The sequence below is a fragment of the Tenggerimyces flavus genome (assembly GCF_016907715.1).
GTDB lineage: Bacteria > Actinomycetota > Actinomycetes > Propionibacteriales > Actinopolymorphaceae > Tenggerimyces > Tenggerimyces flavus.
This window is the reverse complement of the sequence record NZ_JAFBCM010000001.1, coordinates 7022104-7047940: the sequence shown is the minus strand read 5'-3', so window position 1 is coordinate 7047940 and position 25837 is coordinate 7022104. Positions and strand designations below refer to the sequence as shown.

Below are 25837 nucleotides of genomic sequence, written 5' to 3'. Positions count from 1 at the left end.
GCCGCTGCGCTGTGAGGGTCACCCGCCGGCCGTGATCCGTTCCGAGCCGGGCCACGCGCGGCCCACCGCCAACCTGAGGCAGCGGACGTCGAGCCCATGCTCGGCAAGGATGGACCGCCAAGCCCGGCCGTGCCGTTCGCCGAGCGCGGTCCGACCGGCGGCGGCGTAGGTGAGGTCGAGTCGTGCGTGGATGCGCGCCTCCTGCATGGGGAGGTCGAGCTCACGCCAGATGTCCAACGAAGCCAGCAGCGGGCCTACGGCATCGCGAGGCCTGTCCTGCGCCGCCGCCAGGTGCGCGAGCGAGATCAGCTGTTCGGCCTCGAGGAGTTTGTCGCCCAACCGTTGAGCCGTGCTCGCGGAACGTTCGAGCAGCTCCCGCGCGACCGCGTAGTTGCCGCGCATGACCTGCAGGTCCGCGAGCAGGGACTCGTTCCTCGCGCTCGACTGCTCGTCGTTGATCTCGGTGGCGAGCGACATCGCCTCGGCTGCCGCCTGCTCCGCCTCCTCGAGCCGACCGAGCTCGTAGAGCGTCCATCCGTAGTTCTGCAGGCAGATCGTCACGATCCGCGGATTGCCCTCGAGGCGTTCGAGCTCCAACGCCCGTTCGGTCAACGGCAACGCCTCGGCGATCCGTTCGACGTCGCGGTACAACATCGCCAGCCCGGTGAACGCCCTGCTCGCCATCCGGTTCGGCATCTGCGGCGTGCAGGCGTCGACCGCTTGCTCCAGCCAGGCGGTCGCCTGGTCGATCTGACCGAGGTGGCGCGCGGCCCAGCCGGCGTTGCCCAGTGCCGCGAGCTCCGCGTCGCTGTCGTTCAGCTCGTGGGCCAGACCAAGTTGTTCGGTCGCGAGGGCGATGACGTTCTCGTTGCGTGCGAGCTGCCGGTTGACGACGCAGGAGGCGTCGAGCAGCTCGAGCAACAGGTGATCGAGGCCCTGGTCTCGCACGGCCTCTGTCGCCGTACGCAACGTGTCTTCCCAATCGGCGTTGTAGGAACGAAGCGCGAGGAAGCTCGCGCAGCGGAGCGCGAGGTCCGCGGCGAGCGTCCCCGCGCCGACCTCGCTGGCAAGGTGGACGGCAGCGACCAGGCTCGCTCGTTCGGCCTCGAACCAAGCCGTGCCTGACCGGCTCGACGTCAACTTCTGGTTGACGCTGGCGTCGGCCTCCGTCGAGCGGGCGAGCCAGCCCGACAGGACGCGGGTCTGAGCCTCGGCTCGGACTGCTGATTCCTCTTCCACGTGGGCACGTTCGCGCGCGAAGTCGGCCACGAGATCGTGCATCCGGAACCGGTGCTGACCGACGGCATCGCAGCCGAGCGGCTCGACGAGATGAGCCTGCAGGAGCTGATCGACGAGCTGATCTGCTTGTCCGCCGCAGAGTTCGGAAGCGACCCACCCCGGCCAGCTCGGTGCCGTAACCAGACCGAGCCGCCGGAAGAGCTCGCGCTGCGGTCCGTCGAGCTGCTGATAGCTCAACGCGATACTGCCGCGCACATCGAGATCGCCGGCCGTGAGCTCGTCCAACCGTTCGCGATGCTCGTCCAGCCGGCGAGCGAGCTCGGCCAGCGTCCAGTCCGGCCGGCCCGCCAGTCGGGCGGCGGCGATCGACACCGCCAACGGCAGCTGGCCGCAGAGACGGACGATCTCCGCCGCCGCGGACGGATCGCTCGCGATGCGTTCACCGCCGACGACGTTGGCCAACAGCTCCACGGCATCCGCCGACGCGAGGACTTGAACGGTCCAACGCTCGATCCCGACGAGCGCGCGGAGCTGGTGACGAGAGGTGATCACGACACCGGCGCGCGGCGTTCCCGGCACGAGCGGACGGATCTGCTCCTCGCTGGCCGCATCGTCCAGCACGACGAGCATGCGGCGGTCCGCGAGCTCCGTGCGGTAGCGCGCGATCCGTTCGTCGCGGTCGTCGGGAACGGCCCTGCCGTCGACGCCGAGCGCACGGAGGAAACGTCCCAGAACGGCGTGCGGATCGGTCGGCGTCGGCTGGGCACCGCGCAGATCCGCATGGAGCTGACCGTCCGGGAACGTCGAGGTCAGCTCGTGGCCAGCCGCGACCGCGAGCGCCGACTTGCCGATGCCACCCGGGCCGGTGAGCAGGACGGCTGGCGGCGTACCGTCGGTGCGCTGCAGGGTGGCGCAGATCTCGCCGAACGTCTTGTCCCGGCCGGTGAGGCGGGCGGTGACCGGCGGCAGTTGACGAGGCACGACAGGTGTGGGAATCGCCTGTGGGACAAGGGGATCCTCACCCCGAAGGATGAGCTGCTGAAGTGCCTGCAGCTGCGGGCCAGGCACCACGCCGAGGTCGTCGGTGAGCGTACGGTGCAGTCGTTGGTACGTGGCCAGTGCGTCACCACGGCTCCCGATCCCTGCCAGCGCGCGCATGTGCGCCGCGTACAGCTGCTCGCGGTAGGGATGTTCGTCGATCAGCGCGGGAAGCTCTCGCAGGGCATCGTGAAAGCGGCCCACCGCGAGCTCGGACTCGATGCGCAGCTCGGTCGCTGCCAGTCGTTCGTCCTCGAGCAGCCGGCGCCGATCGGCGAGCAACTCGTCCGGTACGTCGGCGAGCGCGCGTCCGCGCCACAGGTCGAGCGCGTTCTTCAACGTGACGAGGGCGACGTCGTGCCGTCCCTTCTCCGCCTCGGCTCGTCCCTCGGCGACCGCCTTGCGGAAGGCGTCGAGATCCAACTGGTGTGGACCAAGTCGGAACACGTAGCCGCCGGGACGGGTCTCGATGAGCTCCTCGGGTCCGACGTGATGAGGGCCGAGCCGTTGCCGCCAGTTCGAGATCAGGTTGTACAGCTGGGCTCTCGCCGACCGCGGTGGCCGCACCCAGAGCGCGTCGACGAGTACGTCCGGATCCGTCACTCGGTTCGCACTGAGCAGCAACATCGCGAGAACGAAGCGTTCCCGCCCGCTTCCGGCCCCCAGGAGTTGATCTCCCACCCGTACTTGGACCGGCCCCAACACCCCGAAGTCCATCTGCTTCTTATACACGCATTTCCGAGTCAGCGGCTCCAGGCCGACCCGATGGCGGGTGCCGCGGCCCGGTCCGTGCATCCCACGAGAGCGGGGGTGAGCAGCGCCGACCCGAGCAGAGTTCTCCTACCGACCGAATGCCCCATCCGACGATTGTGCAGCCTGCAGCCGAGCGGCTCCATCCGAGCCGGGCGGCCGTTGCCGGCCGTGCAGGGCGACGACGATCGCCGCCACGAGGGTGAGAGACGCGGTCGTGAGGAGCGCGGCTTCGAGTGAGGCGAACGCGATGACCGAGGAGGCGACGATGACGCCGATGGCCTTGGACGTCTGGAGGAGTGCGAACCCTTCGGCGCGCCGTTCGGCGTGGAGGACGTCGTCGAGAGACAGCGAGAACGACGTTCCCAGCGGGGCGAGGCACAGGCCGATCAGGACGGCGCCGGCGATCGCGGCGGCGAGCCACCCGCCCCAGGCGACCGTGACGGCGCCGGCACCGGTCACCAGCATCATCCCCACGACGAACCGCCCCCGTGGGCGGCGGTTGCGGATGCTCACCCAGACGCCGCCGAGTACGGAGCCGATGCACAGCGGAACAGTGAAGTAGAACGCGGCACTGGGCGCGAGGTCGTGGCGCAGGGCGAGGGCCAGGGCGCCGATCTCGACGGAGGCGACGCAGGCGCCGGCGCTACCCGCCGCGAGCAACCAGACGAGCACGCCGAGGCGGATCGACTTCGGCCGTACCTGGGCCACCGCGGGCGTCGGCGTGCGCTTCGCGATGCGGGGGAGGACGACCAACGGCAGCGCGCTGGTGACGGCCATGATCGCGACCGCGGCGATGACCGACATCCCGCCGATCGTCGAGGCGAGGATCGGCCCGGTCACGAAGACGAGCTCGTTCGCCGTCGCCGTGATGCCGAGGGCGCGCGGGAGCTTGTTCGCCGTCACCAGGTCGTTCAGGATCGACCGGAGGACGCCGAAGATCGCCCCGTTGACGAGCCCGGCGAGGCTCGCGATCGCGACCAGGGCCGGAACGGGCGCACCGCCGACGATCGCGATCGCCAGGCCGGCGAAGGCGAGCGAGCGGAACGCGACGAGGACGCGGGCGTACGCGGACACGGAGAACCGCCGGCCCGCGGCGGCGATCGGAACCGCGCCGAGAACCTGTGCCGCGGTCATCGCGGTCATCATCAGGGCACCGCCCTTGGCGTCCCCGTGCGCCAGCGTCGCCAGCCCGTACGTGATCGGCGCCATCGACTGCGGAATCGCCGAACCGAGGTTCGACGTGATCCACCTCGCGAAGCCACCCATCAAGTCATCCTCTCAACTGAGATTGATCAAGGCGATGCCGACGAAGACGATGAACGTGGCGGCGATGCGGCGCGGCCCGAAGCCCTCCTTGAACACCACGGCGGCGATGATCGCCCCGACCACGATGCTGGTCTCGCGCAGCGCCGAGATCGCGGCGAGCGGTCCCATCGTCTGTGCCCAGAGGACGAGCCCGTACGCGGTGAGGCTGAGGACGCCGCCGAGCAGCCCGGGCCACGGCTTGTGTCGTACCTGGGTGAAGATGACCGGACCGCGGCGGAGGAGCGCGTATGCCACCATCGTCAGCATGCTGAGCAGAAGCAGCCATCCCGTATAGCCGGCGGGGCTGCCGGACGCGCGGACGCCGGTGCCGTCGATCGTCGTGTAGACGGCGATGGTGAGTCCGGTGGCGAGCGCGGCGCCGATGGCCTTGACGTTGGCGCGCCGCAGCCGCACGCCGGTGGCGAAGACCAGGCTGGCGAGGCCGATCGAGATCACGATGACGCCGGCGAGCTCGAGCGGGAGCGGTCGCTCGTGCAGGAAGAACGCCGCGAGCCCGGTGACGATGAGCGGCGACGAACCGCGCGCGACCGGGTACATCTGGCCGAAGTCGCCGAGCCGGTACGAGGTCATCAGCAGCAGGTTGTACGCGATGTGCACGATGACCGACGCGATCAGCCACGGCCAGCTGGCCGCTTTCGGCATCGGGCTGATGAGGATCAGCGGGATGGCGACGGCCGCGCAGCCGAACGCCATCTGGGTCAGTACGACGGTCTTGTCCTCGTTGCCGTGGGCGATCGCGTTCCACGCCGCGTGCGCGACCGCCGCCCCGAGTACCAGGAATGTGGCATAGAGCGGTAAACCCACCTCGGTCAGCACGTACTCGACCCTAGCCTCGATCTTTCGTCCAGCGGTTGGTACGCCCGGCCCGGGCCCGGGGCAAATGATCATGTTTACATGATCATTTGCCGCTTTACGTGGGGTGGACGCCAGGTAATGGGGCCACTGGCCGGGTAAGGCGACCACGACGCTTCACCTACGGAGTGCCTTCCCGCTCGGATCACTCGAGATGTCGCCGTCCCAGTTTCCCCAGCAGGACAGGCACTTCCGTCTTTCCCAGGCCGATGTCGCCCACCAACACCTGAAATCCCGACCCTAGGGCACGTCTCTCGCCGAAAGGGTGGTGCTCACTGGCGCCGCAGGACGATCAGGGCGATGTCGTCCTTGGTCGGGCCGGCGGTGACGAGCTTCGCGAACACGGCGGCGCAGACGTCCTCGGCCGGGCCGGCGGTGACAGCCTCGCGGAGGATCTCCAGGCCGCTCGACACGGGCTGCTCGCGCCGTTCCACGAGTCCGTCGGTGTAGAGGCCGAGCACCGCGCCGGGCGTCAGGTCGATCCGCACGGTCGTGCGCGGTGCGTCGGTACGTACGCCGATCGGCAGGTCACCGACGACGTCGAGGAACACGGGCAGCTCGCCCGGCACCGCGAGGATCGGCGGGGGATGGCCGGCGGAGGACAGCCGGAAGTTCGTCCGCGAGGTCGACAGGATCCCGTACACGACCGTCGCCATGATGTCCTGCTCGAAGTGCTGGGCCTTGCGATCCAGCTTGCTCAGTACGACCGCGGGGTCGTCGGACTCCAACGCGTACGCACGCAGCGCGCTCCGGAACCGGCCCATGATCACCGCGGCGCGGAGGCCGCGGCCGACGACGTCGCCCATCACGAGGCCGAGCTCGCCGGAGGGGAGCGGGAACACGTCGTACCAGTCGCCGCCGACCCCGGCCACGCCCGGGACGTACCTCGCCGCGAGCTCGATCCCGTCGATCGTCGGCAGCTCGGCCGGCAGCAGGCTGCGCTGGAGTGCGGCCGCGGCCGCGCGGTCGGCGTTCGCGAGCCGTGCCTGGGTGGCGAGGGCGACCCGGTCTGCGACGATCTGCAGCAGCCGTTGGTCGTCGTCGGTGAACGTGCGAGGGCTCCGGGTGCCGACGTGGAGGACGCCCAGCACCTCGCCGCCGTTCACCATCGGGACGCCGAGCATCGAGTGGATGCCGGACTCCCACAGCACTGGGTTGTAGACCGTCGTCCGGTCGACCCGCGTGATGGTCCGGGCTCGGCCTTCGGCCACGATGCGGCCCGCGAACCCGCGGCCGATCGGGACCTGGATGCCCTGCCTGACCTCTTCTTCGATGCCGATCGCGACGATCGGGACCAGGTGGCGGCCGTCGGGCGTGATGACGAGCGCGGCGGCGGTGTCGACTTCGAGGAGTTGCGTCACCCGCTCGAGGAGCTCGGCGAGGAGGTCGTTGACGTCGAGGTGCGCGAGCGCGACATCGGTCAGCGCCTCAATGCGGCGGAGTCGGTCGGACGGCTCGGATTCTTCTTCGATGCTTGGCAGCTCCGGCAGCTCGGCTGCCCCGCCATCGAGACGTACCACGCTCACCTGCGTTCACCTCCCACCTGGCGAGCTACGTGGGGCGGCCGCTGCTTGACCGTTCGTCGATCACTCTAGTCCGCGGCGGGGTCCCGAGCGGTCGCTTCACACTCCGGGCCGGACCGCCGTTCTGACGGCTATCCCTGCTCCGCGTCGGGCAGCATCGGAAAGTCGGTCGTGGGATAGAGGCCGACGACGAAGCCGTAGACGGCGTCGCCTGAGCGAGGGACGTTGTCGAGCTCGGCGACGACCTCGGAGACCCGCTGCCAGAACTCCGCGGCACGTTCCTCGGGGATCCGTGCGTGCCGGATGAAGGTTCGTGCGTGCCCGGTCTCGTGCGCCGCGGCCGACTCCTGGGCCGCGGTGACGAAGTCGTTGAGCTCGCCCGCTGGATTCGCCGCGACGTGGCTGATGCCGAGCCCGACGTAGACCGTTCGCGCCGTCCGACCGTAGAAGCGCTCCTCGATCGCGCGGACGCGGCGGGTGCGGACCACGCGGGCGAGGCCGGCGTCGACGAGGACGTTGACGTGGTGCGCGACCGTGCTCTTCGGTCGCTTGACCGCGCCCGCGAGCTCAGTCACGGTCGCCGCGCGCTCGCGCATCAGGTCGAGCAGTGTCAGCCGGAGCGCGTCGGAGATCGCCCGGACTTCCGCGGGCGTGGTCAGCTCCAGCACGTCCGCGAGCTCATAGTCCGGGATCGACGGGTTGATCGGCATGGTTCGAATAGACTAACATCTCGAATGTTCGACTTCTATGGATCATTCGTACGACGAAAGGCGTGTCATGGCCGAGGTACTGCTGTTCCACCACGTGCAAGGACTGACCGAGGGCGTCAAGGCCTTCGCCGACCAGCTGCGCGCGGCCGGGCACACGGTGCACGTGCCCGAGCTGCTCGAGGGCCAGCTCTTCGGCTCGATCGCCGAGGGCGTCGCGCACGTACGCGAGATCGGGTTCGGGACCGTCGGCGAGCGCGGCGCTGCCGCGGCGGAGAAGCTGGGCAACGACCTGGTGTACGCGGGCTTCTCGCTCGGCGTCGTCCCCGCCCAGCTGCTCACCCAGACCCGGCCGGGCGCGCGCGGCGCACTGTTCTTCTCTTCTTGCATGCCGCTGGAGGAGTTCGGCGACGGCACCTGGCCGGACGGGGTGCCGCTGCAGGTCCACGGCATGGACGGCGACCCCGAGTTCGCCGACTCCGGCGATCTCGAGGTCGCGCGTGCCGTCGTCGAGGCCGTCGACGACGCCGAGCTGTTCCTCTACCCGGGCAAGGGACACCTGTTCGCCGACTCCTCACTGCCGGAGTACGACGAGGCCGCCGCGACCCTGCAGCTGCAGCGGGTGTTGGAGTTCCTCGCCCGCGTGTAGCCCTTCACCAACCCCAGTGGCGGCGGTAGGCCGACGTCGACCACTCGCCGAGGCGCTCCCACTCGGGCTCGGGTGGGAGCGGCGTACGCCCGGCCTCGAGGTCTTCCTCGATCCGCAGTTGCAGCTTGGCGATCGACTCCAGCACCTCCGCCTGCGGGATCTCGCCGCGCTTGACGGACAGCACGTGCTCCCGTGCCTTGTCGGCCATGGGCAGCGTCAGCCGGCCGTCGCGCAGCACCTCGTACCCCTGGTATGCCAGGCGCAGCGCGTGCGACGCGTACTTCACGTCGAAGCCGTACTTCTCCACCAGCTCGGGCCGGTTGGGTACGCGGTTGCGCTTGCCGCCGCCGACCATCCGTGCCCGCTGCGCCTCCATGTAGCCGAGGAACCTTCGTACGGCCCGCCGGCTCAGCACCGCGGGCGCCAGCTCGCGCAGCTCCTCGCCGAGCGGAGTCATGACGACCAGGTCCGCGGGCGGCGCGTACAGAGGCAGCAGCGCGGTCGGGTTGCCCTTGAGCGCGAGCCGCAGGTACTTCCGCAGCGCGTAGATGATCAGGTCGACGTCGCCCGGCCCGCTCCGCGCGCCCTCCGGCTGGGTGCGGTGGACATAGTGCTCGAACGGCGGCCGCATCCCCAGCACGTGCGCCGGCGGCTCGATGAACACGCCCATCTCGTCGTGGTCGTCGGTACCGGCGATCGCGATGCCGTGCACGCCCGAGCCCACGACCGATCGCAGGATCTCCCCTGCACGCGCCACGGCGCCGTCGCCGTACTCCGTTCCCGTCACGCGGGAACGATAGGTCACCAGTGGGGTGGGTAGCACGCCAAATTCGAGGGGTTTTCCGGATTCACCCTCCGTACCCGGTCTGCGAACCTGAGATGCACGATTTTCACGGCTTTGGGGAGTGACGATGAGTGCGCGGCCTGCCGGGGGACCGCCGATCCCGCGTGCCAAGCTGACCGCTCCGGCTGCCGACGGCCTGGACCGGCCTCGGCTGCACGAGGTGCTCGACCGGGCCGGCAGCCGGGTCGTGCTCGTCACCGCGCCGCCTGGCTCGGGCAAGACCACCACGCTCGCGCACTACGCGGCCAAGCGCCGGGTCGCCTGGTATCAGGCCGACGAACGCGACGGTACGGCCGAGGCTCTCGAGCTCCATCTCCGGGCGGCCATCCAGGTGGCACTCGACTCTCCTTTGAACGACACCTCGCTGGTCGGTCTGCTCGAGGACGGTGCGACCGAGGGGCTCGCTCTCGTCGTCGACGACGTGCACACGATCGCTGGCACTCCCGCCGAGGCCGCGCTCGCGCGGGTCATCGCGCTGGCACCGCCTTCGACGACGTTCGTCCTCGCGGGTCGGCGCGATCCTGGTCCTGCGTTGGCGCAGCTGCAGCTGGGGGTGGGCACCGCTTCGCTGTCGGCGGACGCTTTGCGATTCCGTTCGTGGGAGGTCGGCGAGCTGTTCGGCCGCTTCTACGGAGAGCCGTTGCCGCCGGAGGACGTCGCGGCCCTGACCCGGCACACCGAGGGGTGGGCCGCGGGGTTGCAGATGTTCCATCTCGCGACCTCGGGCAAGCCGCTCGCCGAGCGGCGTCGCGCTGTTGCCGGGCTGTGGGGGCGCGGGCGGCTCTTGCAGTCGTACTTGGCGGCCACCGTTCTGCATCACCTGCCGGCGACGACCGCGGACTTCCTGGTGTGGTCGAGCGCGCTCGGCGTGGTGGACGGGCCGACGTGTGACGCGTTGCTGGAACGTACGGACTCGGCTGCTGTCCTGGATGGGCTCGCGTCGCAGCAGCTCTTCACGACTCGGGTGGACGAGGTGGCGGGGACGTACCGGTATCACGCCGTCCTGCAGGTGCAGCTGGAGTCGATGCTGGCCGAGCGGTTGGGCAAGGAGGCGACGCGTTCCTGGTATCTGCGGGCAGCCTCGTTGCTCGTGTCGGCGGGGCGAACCGTGGAAGCTCTCCGGGCGTACTTGCGGGCTGAGGAGCTCGGGGCTGTTCGGGCTCTGCTGCAGGAGCTCGGGCCGCGGCTCGCTTCGGCGGGGACGCTGCCGGACGAGGTGTTGGCGATCGAGGACGATCCATGGCTTGGGCTCGCGCGGGCGAACCGGCAGCTGGCGGCGGGGGATCTGGCTGCGGCTGTCGAGACGTTCCGTTCGGTGGAGCGGCACGCGCCTTCGCCGGTGGTCGCCGCCGAGAGCACGCGGGGACGGCGGAGTGCCGAGGCTTGGGTGCCGGGCGCTTTCCTTCCACCGTTGACGAAACCCGACTCCGTGCCGTGGCCGGTGCAGCTTCGGTATGCGGTGCGGGGGGACATGTCCGCGTTGGCGGATGCTCCTGTGTTCGCTCGGGCGGTCGGGGCTTTGCTGCGGGGGGAGACGACGACGGCGGTGGAGCTGGCGGGTCAGGTCGACGCGCCCGCGCACAGTTTCCAGTCGTTCGGTGCTCGGTTGATCGTGTTCGCGATCGGGACGTGGCAGGGGACTGTGCCGCCGAATGCCCTTGCTGGTTTGGCGGGTGAGGCGGATGCGTACGACCATCCCTGGCTGGCGCGGATCGCTCGTGCGGTGGGTGGGATGCGTGGTGGTGCGGCTCGTGCGGAGGCTGAGCAGGCTTACCGCGAGTGCGTGCGGGACGGGGACGACTGGGGCGCGTTGATCGCCGGGTTGGTCGTGGGCTTCGCCGGGATGTTGGAGTCGGGGGCTCCGGTGGCTGTCTTCGCGGAGACGGCGGAGCGGGCGCATCGGTTGGACGCAGGGACGTTGGAGGCTTGGGCACGGGGGTTCCACGCTCTGGCTCTGGCGCGGGCTGGGATGCCTTCGGCTGAGCTGGAGGCGCGGCGGGCGGATGGGGCTTCGCGTTCGGTGGGGGTGCCGGCGGCGCGGAACCTGGCCTTGTACGCGTTGGCCATGACGGACTCGTCGCCTCCTGCGCCGGAGCCGGTGGCGCCCTCGCTGCACGTCGTCCGCGGCGGCGGGGTGCCGGCCGTTTCGCTGCGCTGCTTCGGTGGTTTCGAGCTGCGCGTGGATGGTCACGACGTGGACTGGCAGGGCGTACGGCCGCGGGCCTTGGCGACGTTGCGGATGCTGGCGTGCCAGGCCGATCAGCCCGTGCACGAGGAGCGTCTGGTCGAGGCGTTGTGGCCGGGCATGTCGGCGGAGGCGGGCAAGCGGAACTTGCAGGTGGCGATCTCGGCGCTGCGTCGGACGTTGGAGCCGTACGCGCCGCGCGGTCGGTCGCAGTTGTTGCGGCGGGTCGGGATGTCGTACGTGTTCACGTTGCCGGAGGGAAGCGACGCGGACGTGGTGACCTTCCGTTCCGCCTTAGCCCGTTGGCATTCCCTGCGCGGCAGCTCGGCGGCCCGCGTACGCCCGGAGCTGCGTGCGGCCCTGGCCGCGTACTCGGGCGACCTGCTGCCCGAGGACGGGCCCGCGGACTGGGTCGTGGCGGAGCGGGAGCAACTGCGCTCCGACGCCGCCCGAGTCGCCACCGCCTTGGCCGACCTCGAACTGCGCGCCGGCGACGGCGTGGCAGCAGCGGAGGCTGGCGAACGCGCGGTGCAGATCGACCCGTTCCGCGACCAAGCCTGGCGTACGTTGCAGTCCGCCTACGAGCTGACCGGAGACGCCGCCGCAGCAACCCAAGCCCGCCGCCGCTACGCCGAAGTGCTGGACGACCTCGGCATCATCCCCACCCCCAACCCCGCCGCCACCGCCTAGCTGCGGGCTTTGAAGAACTCCAGCTCAGTGATGGCGGTGGCCAGGGTTTTGTGTTCGCCGCGGCTGGAGATGACGGCTAGCTGGACTTTGGTGATGTCTGATTCTTTGAACTCGAACTTCTGCTCTCCTGGCTTGTCCTCGACCGGGAAGCGCTTCACCACCACTTGGCCGTCGGACTTCGTCGCGGCGAGCTCGATCTGCTCGGGGCGGGTGGCGGCGAGGAATTTCGAGGTCTCGATCGATACTCCTGGGAAGAGGGCGAAGCCCACCAGGCGGACGGGCCCGGGGAAGGTGGCTCGAAGCACCGGGGAGATCTTGGGCTTGTTGGCCGGGAAGGCCCAGTACGTGTTCTGCGCTCCGTCGAAGGCCAGCGCGGCGGGGTGGGATTTCACCGCGCCTGTTGTTCCGGTCGCTACCGGGCGGGCTGGTTCGGGTTTGGCGAAGAGGTCGACCACTGAGTGGTAGCCCCGCACGACCAGGCCCCGTTGCGGTCCGGCCAGGATGCCCGCGCCGCCTAGCAACGCGAGGACGACGCCGAGGCGGACGAACGTGCGGGTGCGGCGGCGGGCTGTTCCTACGCGCTTGCGCGTCCCCGGTTCGTAGATGCGCTCTCGCCCGAACAGCCGCCGCCACCAGGCGGTCTTGCGGACCACGCGGGCCTCGGCCAGCGAGTTGCCGCAGCGCGCGCAGAAGCGGCGGGACGACTCGTTCGGCATCGCGCAGGAGCCGCAGATCAACGAGCCGGTCGGTACGTTCGACGGCGGCTTGCGCGGTGCCAGGCGCTTCTTCTTCGTCTGCTCCGGCTGGCGGGCGGCCACATCGGGAGCCACCGCAGCCCCCGCCGCCACCGGGACCGGCTGCTCCTCCTCCGGAGCCTCAGCAGGGGCCGAAGGGTCAGGGACCCGTTCGCCCTCCCACTCCAGGAAGACCCCACACCGCACGCAGAACGCCGTGCCGTCCTCGTTGTGCTCCCCGCAACTCTTGCAGATGATCACGATCCGCCGCCTTCCTCGACCACCTCGACCCGCGCCGGCACGTGCGCCGGCCGGAGCGCCTCCACCACGCGCGTCACCAGTCCCACGTCCGCCGTTCCTGCCACCCGCACCACGATCTCGGCGCGAGCTGAGCCGGGCGGCGAGCCACCCGCCTCGGACGACCAGGACGTCCCGCCCGACTCCGACACCGTCGCGGACACCCCGCAGGCGACCAGGATCGTTTCCTCCAACCCGGCCCGCGTCCCGCGCAGCGCGTGCAACTCCACCGCCCGCGAGACCAGCAACCGCCGCCGCGACTCCGGCAGCCGCACGTCGTCGAACGAGGCCACCCAGTGCGCCAACAGCCGCACGAAGTCGTCCGGCGCCAACGAGGGATCGAGGTACGTCGAGAAGTTGTCCAACGTCGAGAACACCGGCGCCAAGCTGTCGTCGAACGCCGACATGAACCGCACCGTCACGTCGTCCTCGTGATACAGCGACGGCAGAATGCCCAACAGCGGCTGAGGATTCACCAGGTCCGAGACCAGCCCACGCATCGTCGTCCCCCTCACTGGACCAGCACCTGATGTTCGAACGAGAACGCCAGCTCGGTCCGCCCCAGCTCGATCCGCTGCAACGGCGTCTCCGCCCGCGTCCCCTGCACCGGGTCGGCCGCGTACAACCGAACGTCGTCCACCGAGTCCACGCCCTCCACCCGCTGCAGGCACGCGTGGATGTCACCCGTCTGCACCGCCCGACCCAACGGCCAGCCCGTCCCCGCAGGCCCACCCACCAACGGATGCAGGAACTCGTACAACGCCGTCACTGCCGCGACCCGCAGCCGCCGCGGCGCCGCGTCGTACCTTGCCTGAAGCTTCGCCACCACGGTGACGCCGCGATAGAAAGGCGGCTCCACGAGCAGCCGCGCGCCCAACGTCCGCCGAGGCTCGAGGTGCGTAGCGACCCGGGACAGCACCTCGTCGGCGGGACGCAAAGCCAGGAAGTCCAGCTGGCTCGACGGATCCCCGGGCACCCCGGGGACGACCAACAGCCGCACCACATTTGGATCGGGGTCCTCGGACGAGGCCGGTACGCAGTGCACCCGCGCGAGATCCGGCGCCGCGTCCCGAGCCAGCAGCTCGTAGTCCTCCGGTGTCACCGCCCGCTGCCGGGTCCGCAACTCCAGAGGCCCGCGCACCATCGCGTCCGACACGCCCTCGCCATCGACCCCGCCCAGCGCAGGCGAGCGGTTCTCGACCCGGGACACGAACGGGATCGACGTCTTCAGCACCCGCAGTGCCTGCGCCCCGACGTTGCCGGCCGAGCCACCGCCGGTGCGATAACGGCGGATCCGCAGCACCGCACCCTTCGCGGGAGCAAGGCCATGCTGCCGGTACGTCCCGTCAGGCTCGCGAACAGCAGGACCCAACCGCAGAACGCCAGACTGCCGGTCCAGCACGAAGTGCCGATCCACCGGTCCCGACTGGGTGAAGTCCTCCACCAGCTCCCACGACTCCCAGCCGGTGTCGCTGCCCACCTCCAGCACCTCGGGCTCGTCGGAACGCACCACCGGCGCGCGCTGCAGCCGGAACTGCTGCCCCGGCGTGCCGTCGCTCCGCCCGACCTCCTCGGCCAAGATCGGCTCCGCGTGCACCACACTCGTCGTGCCACCCACGGTCGAAGCCGCGAGCTCCGACACCGTCGGCGAAGCGCTGTAGAACGGCTGACCCTCCTCCGGCGCGAGCAACACGCACCGGATCCACCCAGCCCGCTGCTGCGCGATCACCGAAGGCACGTGCCCGCGCGGAACGTGCAGCACCACCTCGCCCGGCTTGTTCAACCCACCGGTCTCGTCCCGGTCGACCACACACGGCACCCAGTCGTTGCCGTCCCACGCCTCCCAACGCAGGGGCGGATCCAACGGGTTGACGCCCACACCCTCGACCCGGCAGGTGAACTCCAACAGCACCGCACAGGAGGGAACGGCGTTCGTCAGCCCGATATAGAACGTGTCACCCGGCACCGGAGTGTGCGAGAACACCTCGAAGCCCAGCCCGTCCCGCAGCTCGATCGACCGATCGGTCGGAGCCTCCTCAGCCAACCGAGTCGACACCGCGGCGAGCTCGCACGGCACGATCGGCAGCTCGTCCGTGGTCGTGAACCCCACGGCCTCGTCGTGCTCGGTGCGTACGGTCGCGACCTCGGTCCCCGCGTGCACGGTGACCTCTTCGGGCTGCGCGGCGGACAGCCAGAACGTCACGTCGGTCCGCGCCGCGGCCGGCGGAAACAACTGCACGCCGACCAGATCGAGGAAGCGCAGATAGTGCCGCTCAGGCACGCGGTTCAGCCGGTACAGCAGCTGGTCGACCATCGTCGCGAACGCCTCGACCAGCGTGACACCGGGGTCGGACACGTTGTGGTCGGTCCACTCCGGACAACGCTGCTGGATCAGTCGCTTCGCGTCGTCGACCAGGTCCTGGAACCGTCGGTCGTCGAGGTTGGGAGCCGGCAAGGTCATCGGTCGCCTCCCGTCGTCAGTGCGGCTTGTCCGGATTCGCTTTCTGGGATCACGTAGAACGGGAACACCAGGTTGCGTGGGTCGTTCGTGCCTCGTACGGAGTAGTGCAGGTCGATGTAGAGCGTCCCGTTGTCCACCTCGTCGAACAGCACGACGACGTCGAGCAGGTCGATCCGTGGCTCCCAGCGCTCCAGCGCGGTCCGGACGTCCGCCGCGATCCGCCCCGCGGTCGTCGCGTCGGCCGGTGCGAACACGTGCTCGTGGATCCCACACCCGAACTCGGGCCGCATCGGCCGTTCCCCGGGAGCGGTGCCGAGGATCAGCCGGATGCTCTCTTCGATCTCACGTTCGTGCCGGACCAACGCGAAGCGGCCGGTCGCGTCCGTACGCAACGGGAACGCCCACCCGGCTCCGACGAACTCAGACGACATCGGCTCAACCGCCAATCATCACAGTGGGTTCGCCAAGGATGATCGGCGCGCCGCACGCACTCAGATCGCCCATCCGCGCCGCCGGTTGCCCGCCGATGAGAACGGTCGGGCAGCCCGGCGGGATGATCGGCGTCGGCGGATGCGGGCCGGCCGGAGGCGGGAACATGCAGGTGTGCAGCGTTCCCACCGTCGCGGCCGGCTTGCCGCCGATGAGCACCGTGGGCACGCCGGGACCCGCGATGACGCCGGGATGCCCGGTCGGGTCGCCCATCCGCGCGGCGGGTGGCATGATGCGTTTCCCTTCCCTAGTTGATCTTGACGAGCGCGGCCTTGATCTCGGCCATCGCTCCGCCCTTGAGCTCGGCCTTCGCCTGACCGTCGATGCTGACGTTCGGCGCGGACAACTTCGCGGCCGCCGACCCCGTCAACTCGACGTTGACGCCCTTCACCTCGACGTTGCCGCCGCCGGCGTCCATGGTGATGCCGGACTTGGCGGACAGCGCGATCTTCTGTCCCTCGATGCTGACATCCTGCTTGGCTTCCACGATCACCTTGCCGTCGCTCTGCACGGTGATGGCCGTCTCGGTGCCGTCCATGACGAGCTTGAGCTTGTCGTCGCCGGTGTGCAGCCAGATGCCCTTCTTCTGTTGGCCTTCGAGCAGTTCCAGGGCGTGGCCGGTACGGCTCACCAGCGCGCGACGTTCGACCTTCCCGCTGCTGCCCACGTCGGCGAGCTGGCCCTTGGACGGAGAGTTCTTCGCGCTGAACAGGCCGCCGAGGACGTACGGCGCGTCGAGGTCGCCCTGCTCGAACGCGAGCAGCACCTCGTCACCGACCTCGGGCAGCACCAGCGCCCCACGGCCGGCGCCGGCGCCGAGCTGCAGCACCCGGGCCCAGGAGGTCTCGAAGTCGTCGCGCAGCCAAGGCAACTTCACCTTGACACGGCCGAGCTTCTCCGGGTCGCGCACGTCGGTGACGACACCGATCGCGACGCCGGGCGTGCCCACCGCCGAGCCACCCCGGGTGCCGGCGGTGAGCCCGAGCAGCGACCGTTCCTGCTGGCCGGTCACCGAGATCATCGTCGTGTACCCGGTGTCCGGTTCGAACACGTGGCGGACGCGGCTCAGCGTGTACTTGCCGTCGAACGGTGCGCCGAGGTTGCCGATCGAGATCGCGATTCCCGCACGGAGCTTGGGATTCCCGCGTGCCACGCCCTCGAACTCGGCGAACGTCCCCGCGACCCGGTCGGCGATCGCCTTCGCCACCGCGTCCGCGGTCGCCTGCGTCCGGTGCGGCTGATGGCTCACGACGTACGGGACCGCGCCGAACTTGCTCGCGAGCTCCTGCGGCGTGACGCCGACGACCGCGCTCTGCGTCTGGCTGGGCGCCTTGGCGACGACCGCCTGCTGCGCACCCGGGTCCCAACCGCGGACCTCGACGTTCGGCACCTGACCGCCGGCGGTGATCGCGGCGCGCAGCTGCAGCAGGTCGCTGCCGAGGTCGATGGCCGTCGGCACCTGCTCGCTGGGGCCGCCCGGAGCGGTGGACGCCTTGGTGGGTTGGGAGAACTCGAGCTTGCCGTTCTCGACCGCTAGGTGGTAGCCGACGATGTCGGCGATCTCGCGGAGGAAGTCCCAGTCGGACTGGTTTCCCTGGGACAGCAGGGGATGGACAGTCGACGTCGCGTCGATCTTGCCGGGCGTGAGTCCGGCGCGTTGGGCGACCTTGCGGACCACGTCGGCGTACGTCACCTGCTGGTACGTCTCGCTGCGAGTGCCGCGGTGAAGGCGATGCGACGGGTCGTATCCGCGGACCGTGGTGTACGTCCCGGTCCCGTCCAGCTCGGCTTCGAGCGCGGTGACCTCGCCGCTCATCAACGTGGCGGGCGTTCCGTCCTGCGCGGAGTTCACCAGCAGTTCGAGCTTGCCGCCGATCTTGATGCTCGCCTTCGACAGCACGAGCCGGTCGGGGTCGCGGAAGCGCAGGCAGAACATGTCCGGCAGGTGCAGGTTGTCGTCGACGTACGAACCGACGAGCAGCACCGCGAGGTCCTCGGGCAGCGGCTGGCCGTCGACCTTGACCGCGAGGGTGCTGGTGAAGTGCGCGTTCGCCATGGTCGGCTACCTCCCCGCGCCGGCGAGCTCGTCGGCGGACGGCAGCATCAGCGTGCTGCCCGGCGTCAGCCGGAATGGGTCGTCGATCGCGTTCGCCTCGGCGAGGCTCCGCCACAGCGTGGGGTCGCCGTACTCCTGGTACGCCACCGCGGCGAGGGACTCGCCCGCCACCAGCGTGTGCACACGGCGCGGGAGCAGGCTGCCGGACGTGGGATTCTGCTTGGCCGCGGCGACCGGCATCTCCTGCAGCTCGACCGTGCACGTCGCGCGGACGGGGGTGCCTTCCGGCGTGAACAGCGTGTACTTCGCCGTGACCGACGTGATGTACGCGGGGAAGCCGGTGAGCGCACCCCAGTGGAAGACGACCAACGGGGGAACGGGTTTGCTCTTGCCGAGGCTCGCGTCGGTCGGGATGCAGCAGCCGAACAGCTGGTCGACCGTCTTCACCACGCTCGCGTCCATCTTGTCGGTCGCGTCGAAGAACATCTCCAAGGTGAGCTTCGACGGCTCCGCGCCCTGGAACTCCGGCGGGCTTGCCTTCTTGGCGCCGCGCGCGGGTTCGGCCTTCCACTTGGCGGTCTTCTTGAGCGTGAGCTCGTTCGGGTTGAACTGGAACTCGATCCGGCCCGTCGAGCCGCCGACCTTCGCACCGGCGCCGGAGGCCGGCATCGGCTCGTGCAGCTCGAGGTACGCCTTCGCGAGGTTCGCTCGTCCACCTCCGCTGCCGCCGGCGGAGCTCATCGCGACCTGGTTGCCTGCCACGAGATTCCCCTTACGCGCCGGTGTCGATGAAGCCGTGGTGGGCGATCTCGATCGTCTCGGTGAGGACGTCGGCGTTGCCCTTGGCGAGGCTCGGGCCGGTCCAGCGCACGGGGACGACGTCGACCAGTCCCCAGCGCGCGACGACGTCGCCGTTGGTGGTCATCGCGGTGATCTGTCCGGTCCGGCGCCGTACCCCGCCAGCGAGGCCGGAGATCCAGCGCGCGACGCGTTCGGTCTCCTTGGTGAGCGGCCTGGTGAGCTTGATGTTGGGGTACTTGACGCGCGAGGGGAGGTTCCAGATGTAGCTGTTGTTGCCGCCCTCTTGGCGTTGTTCCATGACGACCTCGACGCCGAGGCCCTCGCAGCTGATGAACGAGCCCAGGTCGACGTCGTCGACCTGGACGTTGAAGCGCACGCCGAACGCGGGGAGTTCCGTGGTCTCGGTCATGGGTCAGGTGTCCTCTCGCTTCACCACGGCCGGTCGACGAGCGTGCCGGCGCGTTCCCGGTCCACTCGCAACTCGGCGCGGAGCCGCCGTGCGATCGGGTCGTAGAGCCGGCGAGCCAGCCCGTCGATGTCGGTCGTGCTGGTGGCGCTGGGGTTGGCAGCGTTGGTCGCGCTGTTGGGTGCGCTGGCTGGGGCGTTGGGCGTCGGTGGTGGCGTGGGCTCTTCCTCGGCGAGTTGGACGAACGTGCTGTCCCTGTGGTCGCTAGTGGGCGCTGGCGGGACGTTCGCGGTGCGTTGCACGACGACCGGGGTTGCCGGAGCGATCAGCTGGGTGGGTGTGGCGCGATGCTGGGGTGCGGGTGCGCTGGACAACGGGTTGATCGCGGGTACCGGTGCGGTCGGCATCGCCAGCCGTGCTTGGTCTGCTGGCTGGGTTCGCGGTCCGGCGGTGGTGGTTCTGGTGCTGGTGCTGGTGGTGGTGCGTTGGACGACCGAGGGGGTGAGGTGGGGGAGCCGTCCGGGAGGGCGGTCGATCGCGCGTACCTGGAGGGACGGTGGGTCGGCCGGAGTGGAAGGAGTGGCTCGATCGGGTACGGCGGTCGGCCGGTCCGCGAGGATCGGCTGGAGGACGGGCAGCGGCAACGGTGCTTGGGCGATCTCGACCTGGGCAGGAGGTTCGGGCTCGTCGATCGTGCGCTGGACCAGCAGGTCGGGAAGGGGGAGTGGCGGTGCTGGAGCCGGCTCGACCTCGAGGACCGGTGCCGGTGCCGGTGTCGGCAGGGGGAGCTGGGGAACCACCGGGCTGGCAGCGGGGGTAGGGGTGCGCTGCACGGTCGGTGGGAGCGAACGTTCGGCCAGCGGTGCTCCCAGTCCACGGCGCCGCTTGGCGGGAGCGGGTTCTGGTGACACCGAACGCTGCAGCAGGGGAAGAGCTGTCGCTGGCGCTTCGACGGGGTCCGACGAGGTCGTTTCCGATGGTGCGTCCGGTGTCGAGACGACGGGCAGGTCCACAGAGTCGTCCGAGCTCGTCGGGGTGGTGGGAGTGCTCGGTCGGGTGGACGTGTCGATTTGGCGTTGCAGCAAAGGTGGCGTTGTCGTCGAAGCCTCCGGCGACTCCGGCGTCGTGACGACGGGCAGGTCCGCGGAGGCGGCCGAGCCGGCCGGTGCTGCTTGTGTGGTCGGCGTGGTGGGAGTGCTCGATGGCGTGGACGCGTCGACCTGCCGCTGCAGCAAGGGCGTCGCCGTCGTGGACGACTGGTGCGGCGGTGCGGCCACTAGGTCGGGAGTGGTGGTGGTGGCTTCTGGTGCCGCGACCACGGGCAGGTCCACGGAGTCGACCGAGCCGGTTGGCGCGGTGGGAACACTCGGCGGGGTAGACGCGTCGATCTGTCGTTGCAGCAAAGGCGGTGCCGTCGTCGAGGTCTCGGGCTGCGGGGCCACGTCGTCCGGTGACTCCGGCGTCGCGACGACGGGCAGCGGGCCGACCGTCTCCAGCGCCGTGGGTGTGGCCGATGGGGTTGGCGCGGTGGGCAGGACCGTGGGCATCGCGGGGTGCGAGTGCGTGGCGTTCGCGTGGCGTTGGATCACCGGAAGCTGGGGGAGCCGGACCTCCCGCCCTGACCCGTCACTGGAGTGGGAGGCAGCGACGCGTCGGGGCGGGAGGTCCGGCAGTGGCGCCCGCACCAGTTCTGGGGACGGTACGGGCGCGGCGACCGCAGGCAACCGCAGGACAGGGGGAAGCGGTGCTTGCGGCAGGGTGGGAACCACCGTGGGGGCGGTGGGTTCCCCCGAGTCGAGAGGTGCGCTCTGCGTCGGCTCCAAGGCGGGAGCCGGTGCGGGAGTGGGCCGGCGGCGGAACAACCGTTGGACGAACCCGCGCAGACCCGTCGCTGGTGGATCGGGCGGAGATTCGTCAACCCCGTCGGCAGAAGGGCGACGAGGCAGGGGCCGCAACGTCAGGTCCCCGTCCACCATCCGCTGGATCGGCAAGCCCGGCTTGACAAGGTCCGCCACCACGCCCGACGGCGCGTCCGGCGAGACCAGGTGGCTCATCCCCGTCATGAAGCCCGGCGACCGCCAGGTACTGATCCAGGACGAGCCATCCATCCGCAACGTCGACCCCGGAGCGGTCAACCCAGGTGACAACGGCGGCAGCGCGAGGAAGCCCGCATCCCCCTCGGATGCAGGCTCAGTCACCTCGCGCGGTGCCACCGGTCAATCTCCTTCACTCATGCGCTTGTTGATGCGGGCGATCTCCTCGACGTACTGCCGGCGCAGCGGGTGCTCGAGGTCGAGGATCTCGTCCATCGCCCAGTGGAAGTGATAGGCGACGTACGCAACCTCCTCGTGCAGCCGGCTGGTCGCGTACGTCACGATTCCCCCAGGCGCCCACCCGCGATGTCGACCGTGAACGGGTGCTGGCAGGACGGACACGTCACGCCAGCACGCGTGTGGCCTTCGGAGTTCACCCGGCGATAGAGGTCCTGCAGGAACGCGACGTCGGAGGCGAACATGTTCTCCACGACCTGCGCGTCGATCCGCGAGAGCGTCCCGAGCCGCGTGATCACCCGGGCGAGCAGAACGACGGTCGTGAACGCCGCGTTCTCCTGTACCCGCGCGTCGTACAGCGGCAACAGCTCGTCGCGCGCGGTCGCGAGCCGCATCGTGCCCGAGCGGTGCACGACCCCGTCCGCGTCGACGAACCCGCGCGGCAGCTCGAAGTCGAACTCGGTCCGCAGCACGGGGTCGGGGCGGTCGGCGGGGGAGTGCCCGTTGGCCGGGCGCTCCTCCGCCAGCACCGCACCGGGATGCGTACGTCGCATCACGCGTACTCCATCTCATCCCAGCAGAGCGTGAACTTCTCCGTCAGCGGGTCGGTCGAGCCGGCCTTGAGGGAGCCGCCGAGCTCGACGTCCTTGATCCACACGTTGCGGAAGTTCAGCCGCTTGAGCTGCTCCCCGTTCGACGTGTAGAGGCAGACCTCCGCGGTCTTGCGGGCGCCCTTGATGTCGCCCTGCATGACGAGCTTCAGCCAGTCGGTGATGGTCTTGGAGTCGGTGAGGCCGCGGGTGATGCTGATCTGGCCGGGCTTCACCCGACCCATGACCTGGCGGGCGATGTACTTCCCGTCCTTGGCCTGTTCCTGGTACGTGACCATGTCGACCTCGGTCTTGAGGCCGCTGACCTCGATGACGTACGGGACCTCGATCCCGTCGATGGAGACGCTGAACGAGTAGGCGGTCGCCATGTCCATGGCATCAGCGAGAGGCATGTTCCTTCATCCTTTCTGAGAACGGAGTTGGCGAGCTACTCGCTGACGAGGCTGGTGCCGCCGGAGAACTGGGAGAGCTGGAACACGACGAACTCGGCCGGCTTCACCGGCGCGATGCCGACCGAGCAGGTGACCTGTCCGGCGTCGATCGCCTCGGCGGGGTTGGTCTCCCGGTCGCACTTGACGTAGAACGCCTCGTCCGGCGTGAGGCCGAACAGGGCGCCCTTGCGCCACTCGTTGATGAGGAATGCGCTGATCGTGCGGCGGATGCGAGCCCACAGCGCGTCGTCGTTCGGCTCGAACACGACCCACTGGGTGCCGTCGATGATCGACTCTTCGAGGTAGTTGAAAAGCCTGCGCACGTTGACGTATCGCCACGCCGGGTCGGAGGAGAGCGTACGAGCGCCCCACACGCGGATGCCGCGGCCCGGGAACGAACGGATGCAGTTGATGCCGACCGGGTTGAGCAGGTCGTGCTCGGCCTTGGTGATCGCGGTCTCGAGCGAGATCGCGCCGCGGAGGACCTCGTTCGCCGGCGCCTTGTGCACACCGCGCGCCTCGTCCGTCCGCGCCCAGATGCCGGCGACGTGGCCGGACGGCGGGACGAAGATGTTGCGGCCCGTCGCGGGGTCGAACGCCTTCGGCCAGGGCCAGTAGAGCGTGGCGTACTTGGAGTCGTAGCCCGCCTTGTCCATCCGCCATTCCTTGATCTGTTGGGCGTTCAGCCCCGGCGGCGGGTCGAGGATCGCCATCCGGTCACCCATCAGCTCGCAGTGGGTGACGACGGCGTTCTGGACGGCGTGCACGGTCTCGAGGTCGATCGCGCCCTGCTGGTACGCGCTCATCAGGTCGGGAACGGCGACCATCGTGATGTCGTCGATCGCCTCCAGACCGGAGAACCCGGTGCGCTCGGCGACGTCGCCGACATAGTCGTCGGCACCGATCTGCTCGGCCTGCGCGGGCGCGGACGGAACCGGCGTCGGCGCGACCAGCTGCTTCTTGCCCCGCTCGATCTCCTCGAGCGCACCCTGCGTGGTGAGCTCCTCGACCGTGACCAGCTTGGACTTCGCGTTGACGACCGTGGCGACGTTGTTGGCCTTGTCGGCACGGCGGTCGGGAACGACCGGGTCGTACTCCTCGGCAGGGCGGCCGGTCGCGCGGATGGTGAGCTTCACCGCGCCGAGCGGTGGATTCTCGGCCGCACTGTCGGCGACGTCGATCGTCACGTCTGGCGTCTTGCCGCCGCTGCCCTCGATCGCGACGAGGCGGTACTGGCCGAGCGTCGTCTCGGGCCGGGCGGTGAGCTCCTTCTTGCCACCCGCGTCGCGGAGAGCGGCCTGGCCGTTCTGGCCGTTCTGCTCGGTGCGGTCGCCGCCGATGCGGACGACGTACGCGGCCGAGCCACCGTTCTGGATGTAGCCGAAGACTGCGTGCGCGAGGTAGGAACCCTCGACGAAGTCGCCGAAGGTCTGCGTGAACTGGGTCCAGTTCGTGATCAGGGTCGGCACGTTGACCGGCCCCCGCTCGGCGAAGCCGACGAACGCCGCAACCGCGGTGCCGACGCCTTCGATCGGCCGGACCCCGGCCTCGACTTCCTCGACGTAAACACCTGGCGACAGGTACGTCGGCATGACAACTCCTTCGAAGGGTCAATGATGACTGTGATTCAGCGTGCTCGCCCACGAGGCCGGACGAAACGACCTACCGGACGCGGCCAAGGGAAGACCAATCTGCACCTTCGGGCAGTGCGGTCCTCAGTAGGGCTTGTTGACCTGCCCGGCACCCGCCATGCCGGACAGGAAGGCACTCTGGAGGGCGTCCAGGTGCTTCATCCGGACGCCGAGGATGCGGTCGGCCTCGGCCACCACCGCATCGATCTGTGCGCTCCGCTGGCTTTCCGCGGTCACCAGCGCTGGCCAGGGTCCGTCCGTCATCCCCTGGAGCGGGGCGAGGTTCCCACGGAGCTGATCGACGTAGGTACGAGCCGACGAACGTGTGGCAAGCTCCGTCAGGACCATCGTCTGGCGGATCCGACCCAGGAGCACGAGATCGGCTTCGTTCGACGAGAATCCCTTCGGCATCATGCCCTTGTCCTCGACGGCTTGACCGAGCGCGCCGCCGTACTCCTGCATGGCGGCCAGCATCTTCTGGCTCTCCTCGTCGAGGGTGATCAACGAGTCGCGCTCGGCGCGAAGTGCGATCTGGTACTCCTCGACGATGGCGATCTCGCGCTGCGCGCTGATGACGGCCTGGCGGTTCGCCTGGACCTCCTTCAGTTTTCCGATAACGCGGTCGATCGAGGCGATCTTCTCGTCCATCACGCCCTTGAGACCGGCCACTCCCCAGTCGGCGAGCTTCGCCTTGTCCACGCCACCCGTCTCGGCGAGAGGGTTCACGGAGTTGGCCATGCCGTTCACTTGGTCAGCAACCTTGCCCTCTGGCAGCTCGGCGCCCCCAGCGCCGACCTCGACCGCGGTGATCACCGCATCCAACGCGAGCTTGTACCCCTGCCAGTCCTGCTTCTTGTCGTCTTCTGCCTTGAGCGCCTCGGCGTTCGCCTTGGTCGCGCCCTCGAACAGAAGCTGGCTCGCCATGCGCTGCTTCGCTCGCGCCGAATCGGACTTCTCCATGTGGTTCCGCTTGGCCTGGAGAAGGCTCGTGTTGTCGATCCCCTGCTTGAAGTTCGTGCTCTTGGCGTCCTTGCCGGACTGGTTGCCGGCCGCCGCCACCTGGTCGACGTCGAGGTGCTGGGCTCCGTCGGGAGTCGATCCTCCGCCGAGCGGCGCCAGACGCCGCGGATCGTTGTCGGGCAGCTTCGTGTCGAGCAGGTCGATGTTGCATTCCTTCGCCTGCATCCTGGTATAGCCCCACGCCGAGTTGCTGCTGTCGATCATGTCCAGCCAGCCAAGGAGCGAGGCGCGGAGCAGGGAGGAGGTGACGGTCGCGTGGTCCACTTGCTTCTGGTTCTCCGATGCGGCCTTGGCGACCGCCCGTGACGTGTCGCTGCCGAAGACGAAGTCCTTGAGCATCCGCTTGCCAGCGTCGACTATCCCTGTCTTGTCGGCGTCAGACGGGTCCTCGGTCCCGTACTTCGAGCCGTAGTGGACCACCGTTCGCTGGGCGAAGTCCGACATGCTCCTGAGGTTCGCCGCACCGGCGTCGAGTGATGCCGTCGGGCGTGTGATGCCGAGCGGAGCGTCCTTGTCCTCCTGCTCTCGCAGCTCGAAGACCAGCTTGCCGATCGAGTCGTCGGCTGGCGTGATCACCGGCTGGTGCGCGAACGGATCGTCGGACGCGTCGAACGTCTCGTTCTCGCCGGTGTCTCGCTGCACGACCGCCTGGGGTTGCCGACTCACCAGTGCCGACACCGCCGTGTTGCCGGCTGTTCGTTGCAGCCGCAGGACGGCGTCCGCCGCGACCGGAGTGGAAGCCGAGCTGTCCGGGGTGGCGCGGCGCAACGCCTGCTGGCGTTCGAGCTCGTCCTCGTCGTGTTGGTGGGATCGCACAGTTCCCC

22 protein-coding genes are annotated in these 25837 nt (G+C 69.5%); 2 read left to right on the top strand and 20 right to left on the bottom strand.

The window, feature by feature from the left end; all coding sequences use genetic code 11:
• Window positions 1–18: 18 nt before the first annotated feature.
• The 5 genes from JOD67_RS32850 to JOD67_RS32830 form a co-directional block, all read right to left on the bottom strand.
• A complete protein-coding gene (locus tag JOD67_RS32850) occupies window positions 19–2904 on the bottom strand; it encodes an AfsR/SARP family transcriptional regulator (protein WP_205121577.1) in 2886 nt (961 codons plus the stop codon).
• A 213-nt stretch (window positions 2905–3117) separates the two neighbouring features.
• Entirely contained in the window at window positions 3118–4296 is a 1179-nt protein-coding gene (locus tag JOD67_RS32845; RefSeq protein WP_205121576.1) for an MFS transporter, read from the bottom strand.
• 12 nt (window positions 4297–4308) lie between these two features.
• Window positions 4309–5172, bottom strand: a complete 864-nt coding sequence (locus JOD67_RS32840) for a DMT family transporter (protein ID WP_205121575.1) — start codon at window positions 5170–5172, stop codon at window positions 4309–4311.
• Window positions 5173–5480: 308 nt separating this feature from the next.
• A complete protein-coding gene (locus JOD67_RS32835; RefSeq protein ID WP_205121574.1) occupies window positions 5481–6734 on the bottom strand; it encodes a PP2C family protein-serine/threonine phosphatase in 1254 nt (417 codons plus the stop codon).
• A gap of 128 nt (window positions 6735–6862) precedes the next feature.
• On the bottom strand, window positions 6863–7441 hold the full coding sequence (locus JOD67_RS32830; RefSeq protein ID WP_205121573.1) for an ArsR/SmtB family transcription factor: 579 nt from the start codon (window positions 7439–7441) through the stop codon (window positions 6863–6865).
• 67 nt (window positions 7442–7508) lie between these two features.
• On the opposite strand from JOD67_RS32830, the gene JOD67_RS32825 reads away from it, so the two are divergent.
• The gene (locus tag JOD67_RS32825; protein ID WP_205121572.1) at window positions 7509–8087 is read left to right on the top strand and encodes a dienelactone hydrolase family protein; all 579 of its coding nucleotides are present in this window, start codon (window positions 7509–7511) and stop codon (window positions 8085–8087) included.
• Window positions 8088–8091: 4 nt separating this feature from the next.
• Here JOD67_RS32825 and JOD67_RS32820 read toward each other — a convergent pair whose 3' ends face one another.
• A complete protein-coding gene (locus JOD67_RS32820) occupies window positions 8092–8874 on the bottom strand; it encodes a nucleotidyltransferase domain-containing protein (RefSeq protein ID WP_205121571.1) in 783 nt (260 codons plus the stop codon).
• Between the two features lie 124 nt (window positions 8875–8998).
• Here JOD67_RS32820 and JOD67_RS32815 point away from each other — a divergent pair, with 124 nt between their 5' ends.
• Window positions 8999–11806 carry an AfsR/SARP family transcriptional regulator gene (locus JOD67_RS32815; RefSeq protein ID WP_205121570.1) on the top strand — a complete coding sequence of 936 codons (2808 nt, stop codon included), beginning with the start codon at window positions 8999–9001 and terminating at the stop codon, window positions 11804–11806.
• Here the strand turns inward: JOD67_RS32815 and JOD67_RS32810 are convergent.
• From JOD67_RS32810 to JOD67_RS32745, 14 genes are all read right to left on the bottom strand, one after another.
• A complete protein-coding gene (locus JOD67_RS32810) occupies window positions 11803–12801 on the bottom strand; it encodes a zinc ribbon domain-containing protein (RefSeq protein ID WP_205121569.1) in 999 nt (332 codons plus the stop codon). The two genes, JOD67_RS32815 and JOD67_RS32810, sit on opposite strands and share 4 nt — an antisense overlap.
• Window positions 12798–13337 carry a phage tail protein gene (locus tag JOD67_RS32805; protein ID WP_205121568.1) on the bottom strand — a complete coding sequence of 180 codons (540 nt, stop codon included), beginning with the start codon at window positions 13335–13337 and terminating at the stop codon, window positions 12798–12800. The genes JOD67_RS32810 and JOD67_RS32805 overlap by 4 nt, the downstream gene beginning before the upstream one ends.
• Before the next feature lie 11 nt (window positions 13338–13348).
• Window positions 13349–15298, bottom strand: a complete 1950-nt coding sequence (locus tag JOD67_RS32800; protein ID WP_205121567.1) for a putative baseplate assembly protein — start codon at window positions 15296–15298, stop codon at window positions 13349–13351.
• Window positions 15295–15729, bottom strand: coding sequence for a GPW/gp25 family protein (locus JOD67_RS32795; RefSeq protein ID WP_205121566.1), 435 nt, complete (start codon window positions 15727–15729; stop codon window positions 15295–15297). The genes JOD67_RS32800 and JOD67_RS32795 overlap by 4 nt, the downstream gene beginning before the upstream one ends.
• Window positions 15730–15733: 4 nt before the next feature.
• Entirely contained in the window at window positions 15734–16018 is a 285-nt protein-coding gene (locus JOD67_RS32790) for a PAAR domain-containing protein (protein WP_205121565.1), read from the bottom strand.
• A 16-nt stretch (window positions 16019–16034) separates the two neighbouring features.
• Window positions 16035–17843 (bottom strand): VgrG-related protein, encoded by a 1809-nt coding sequence (locus JOD67_RS32785; protein ID WP_205121564.1) that lies wholly within the window; start codon window positions 17841–17843, stop codon window positions 16035–16037.
• A 6-nt stretch (window positions 17844–17849) separates the two neighbouring features.
• The gene (locus tag JOD67_RS32780) at window positions 17850–18605 is read right to left on the bottom strand and encodes a CIS tube protein (protein ID WP_307782639.1); all 756 of its coding nucleotides are present in this window, start codon (window positions 18603–18605) and stop codon (window positions 17850–17852) included.
• A 10-nt stretch (window positions 18606–18615) separates the two neighbouring features.
• On the bottom strand, window positions 18616–19053 hold the full coding sequence (locus tag JOD67_RS32775) for a phage tail protein (protein WP_205121563.1): 438 nt from the start codon (window positions 19051–19053) through the stop codon (window positions 18616–18618).
• Between the two features lie 20 nt (window positions 19054–19073).
• Complete coding sequence (locus tag JOD67_RS32770) at window positions 19074–21263, bottom strand: hypothetical protein (RefSeq protein ID WP_205121562.1); 2190 nt, start codon at window positions 21261–21263, stop codon at window positions 19074–19076.
• A 3-nt stretch (window positions 21264–21266) separates the two neighbouring features.
• Complete coding sequence (locus JOD67_RS32765) at window positions 21267–21425, bottom strand: DUF6760 family protein (RefSeq protein ID WP_205121561.1); 159 nt, start codon at window positions 21423–21425, stop codon at window positions 21267–21269.
• Window positions 21422–21874: a hypothetical protein gene (locus tag JOD67_RS32760; RefSeq protein ID WP_239554139.1), complete on the bottom strand. Its 453-nt coding sequence runs from the start codon at window positions 21872–21874 to the stop codon at window positions 21422–21424. Before JOD67_RS32760 ends, JOD67_RS32765 begins: the two co-directional genes overlap by 4 nt.
• Window positions 21874–22323 carry a phage tail protein gene (locus tag JOD67_RS32755; RefSeq protein ID WP_205121560.1) on the bottom strand — a complete coding sequence of 150 codons (450 nt, stop codon included), beginning with the start codon at window positions 22321–22323 and terminating at the stop codon, window positions 21874–21876. Before JOD67_RS32755 ends, JOD67_RS32760 begins: the two co-directional genes overlap by 1 nt.
• 35 nt (window positions 22324–22358) lie before the next feature.
• On the bottom strand, window positions 22359–23954 hold the full coding sequence (locus JOD67_RS32750) for a phage tail sheath family protein (RefSeq protein WP_205121559.1): 1596 nt from the start codon (window positions 23952–23954) through the stop codon (window positions 22359–22361).
• Between the two features lie 123 nt (window positions 23955–24077).
• The gene (locus JOD67_RS32745; RefSeq protein WP_205121558.1) at window positions 24078–25829 is read right to left on the bottom strand and encodes a hypothetical protein; all 1752 of its coding nucleotides are present in this window, start codon (window positions 25827–25829) and stop codon (window positions 24078–24080) included.
• Between the last annotated feature and the right edge of the window lie 8 nt (window positions 25830–25837).

Excerpts from the sequence above, each read along its gene's own strand:
- JOD67_RS32775 (WP_205121563.1), bottom strand. The coding sequence starts at position 19,053 with ATGACCGAGACCACGGAACTCCCCGCGTTCGGCGTGCGCTTCAACGTC.
- JOD67_RS32750 (WP_205121559.1), bottom strand. The coding sequence starts at position 23,954 with ATGCCGACGTACCTGTCGCCAGGTGTTTACGTCGAGGAAGTCGAGGCC.
- JOD67_RS32785 (WP_205121564.1), bottom strand. The coding sequence starts at position 17,843 with ATGGCGAACGCGCACTTCACCAGCACCCTCGCGGTCAAGGTCGACGGC.
- JOD67_RS32795 (WP_205121566.1), bottom strand. The coding sequence starts at position 15,729 with ATGTCGTCTGAGTTCGTCGGAGCCGGGTGGGCGTTCCCGTTGCGTACG.
- JOD67_RS32850 (WP_205121577.1), bottom strand. The coding sequence starts at position 2,904 with ATGTTGCTGCTCAGTGCGAACCGAGTGACGGATCCGGACGTACTCGTC.
- JOD67_RS32755 (WP_205121560.1), bottom strand. The coding sequence starts at position 22,323 with ATGCCTCTCGCTGATGCCATGGACATGGCGACCGCCTACTCGTTCAGC.
- JOD67_RS32830 (WP_205121573.1), bottom strand. The coding sequence starts at position 7,441 with ATGCCGATCAACCCGTCGATCCCGGACTATGAGCTCGCGGACGTGCTG.
- JOD67_RS32760 (WP_239554139.1), bottom strand. The coding sequence starts at position 21,874 with ATGCGACGTACGCATCCCGGTGCGGTGCTGGCGGAGGAGCGCCCGGCC.
- JOD67_RS32790 (WP_205121565.1), bottom strand. The coding sequence starts at position 16,018 with ATGCCACCCGCCGCGCGGATGGGCGACCCGACCGGGCATCCCGGCGTC.
- JOD67_RS32800 (WP_205121567.1), bottom strand. The coding sequence starts at position 15,298 with ATGACCTTGCCGGCTCCCAACCTCGACGACCGACGGTTCCAGGACCTG.
- JOD67_RS32805 (WP_205121568.1), bottom strand. The coding sequence starts at position 13,337 with ATGCGTGGGCTGGTCTCGGACCTGGTGAATCCTCAGCCGCTGTTGGGC.
- JOD67_RS32815 (WP_205121570.1), top strand. The coding sequence starts at position 8,999 with ATGAGTGCGCGGCCTGCCGGGGGACCGCCGATCCCGCGTGCCAAGCTG.
- JOD67_RS32825 (WP_205121572.1), top strand. The coding sequence starts at position 7,509 with ATGGCCGAGGTACTGCTGTTCCACCACGTGCAAGGACTGACCGAGGGC.
- JOD67_RS32845 (WP_205121576.1), bottom strand. The coding sequence starts at position 4,296 with ATGGGTGGCTTCGCGAGGTGGATCACGTCGAACCTCGGTTCGGCGATT.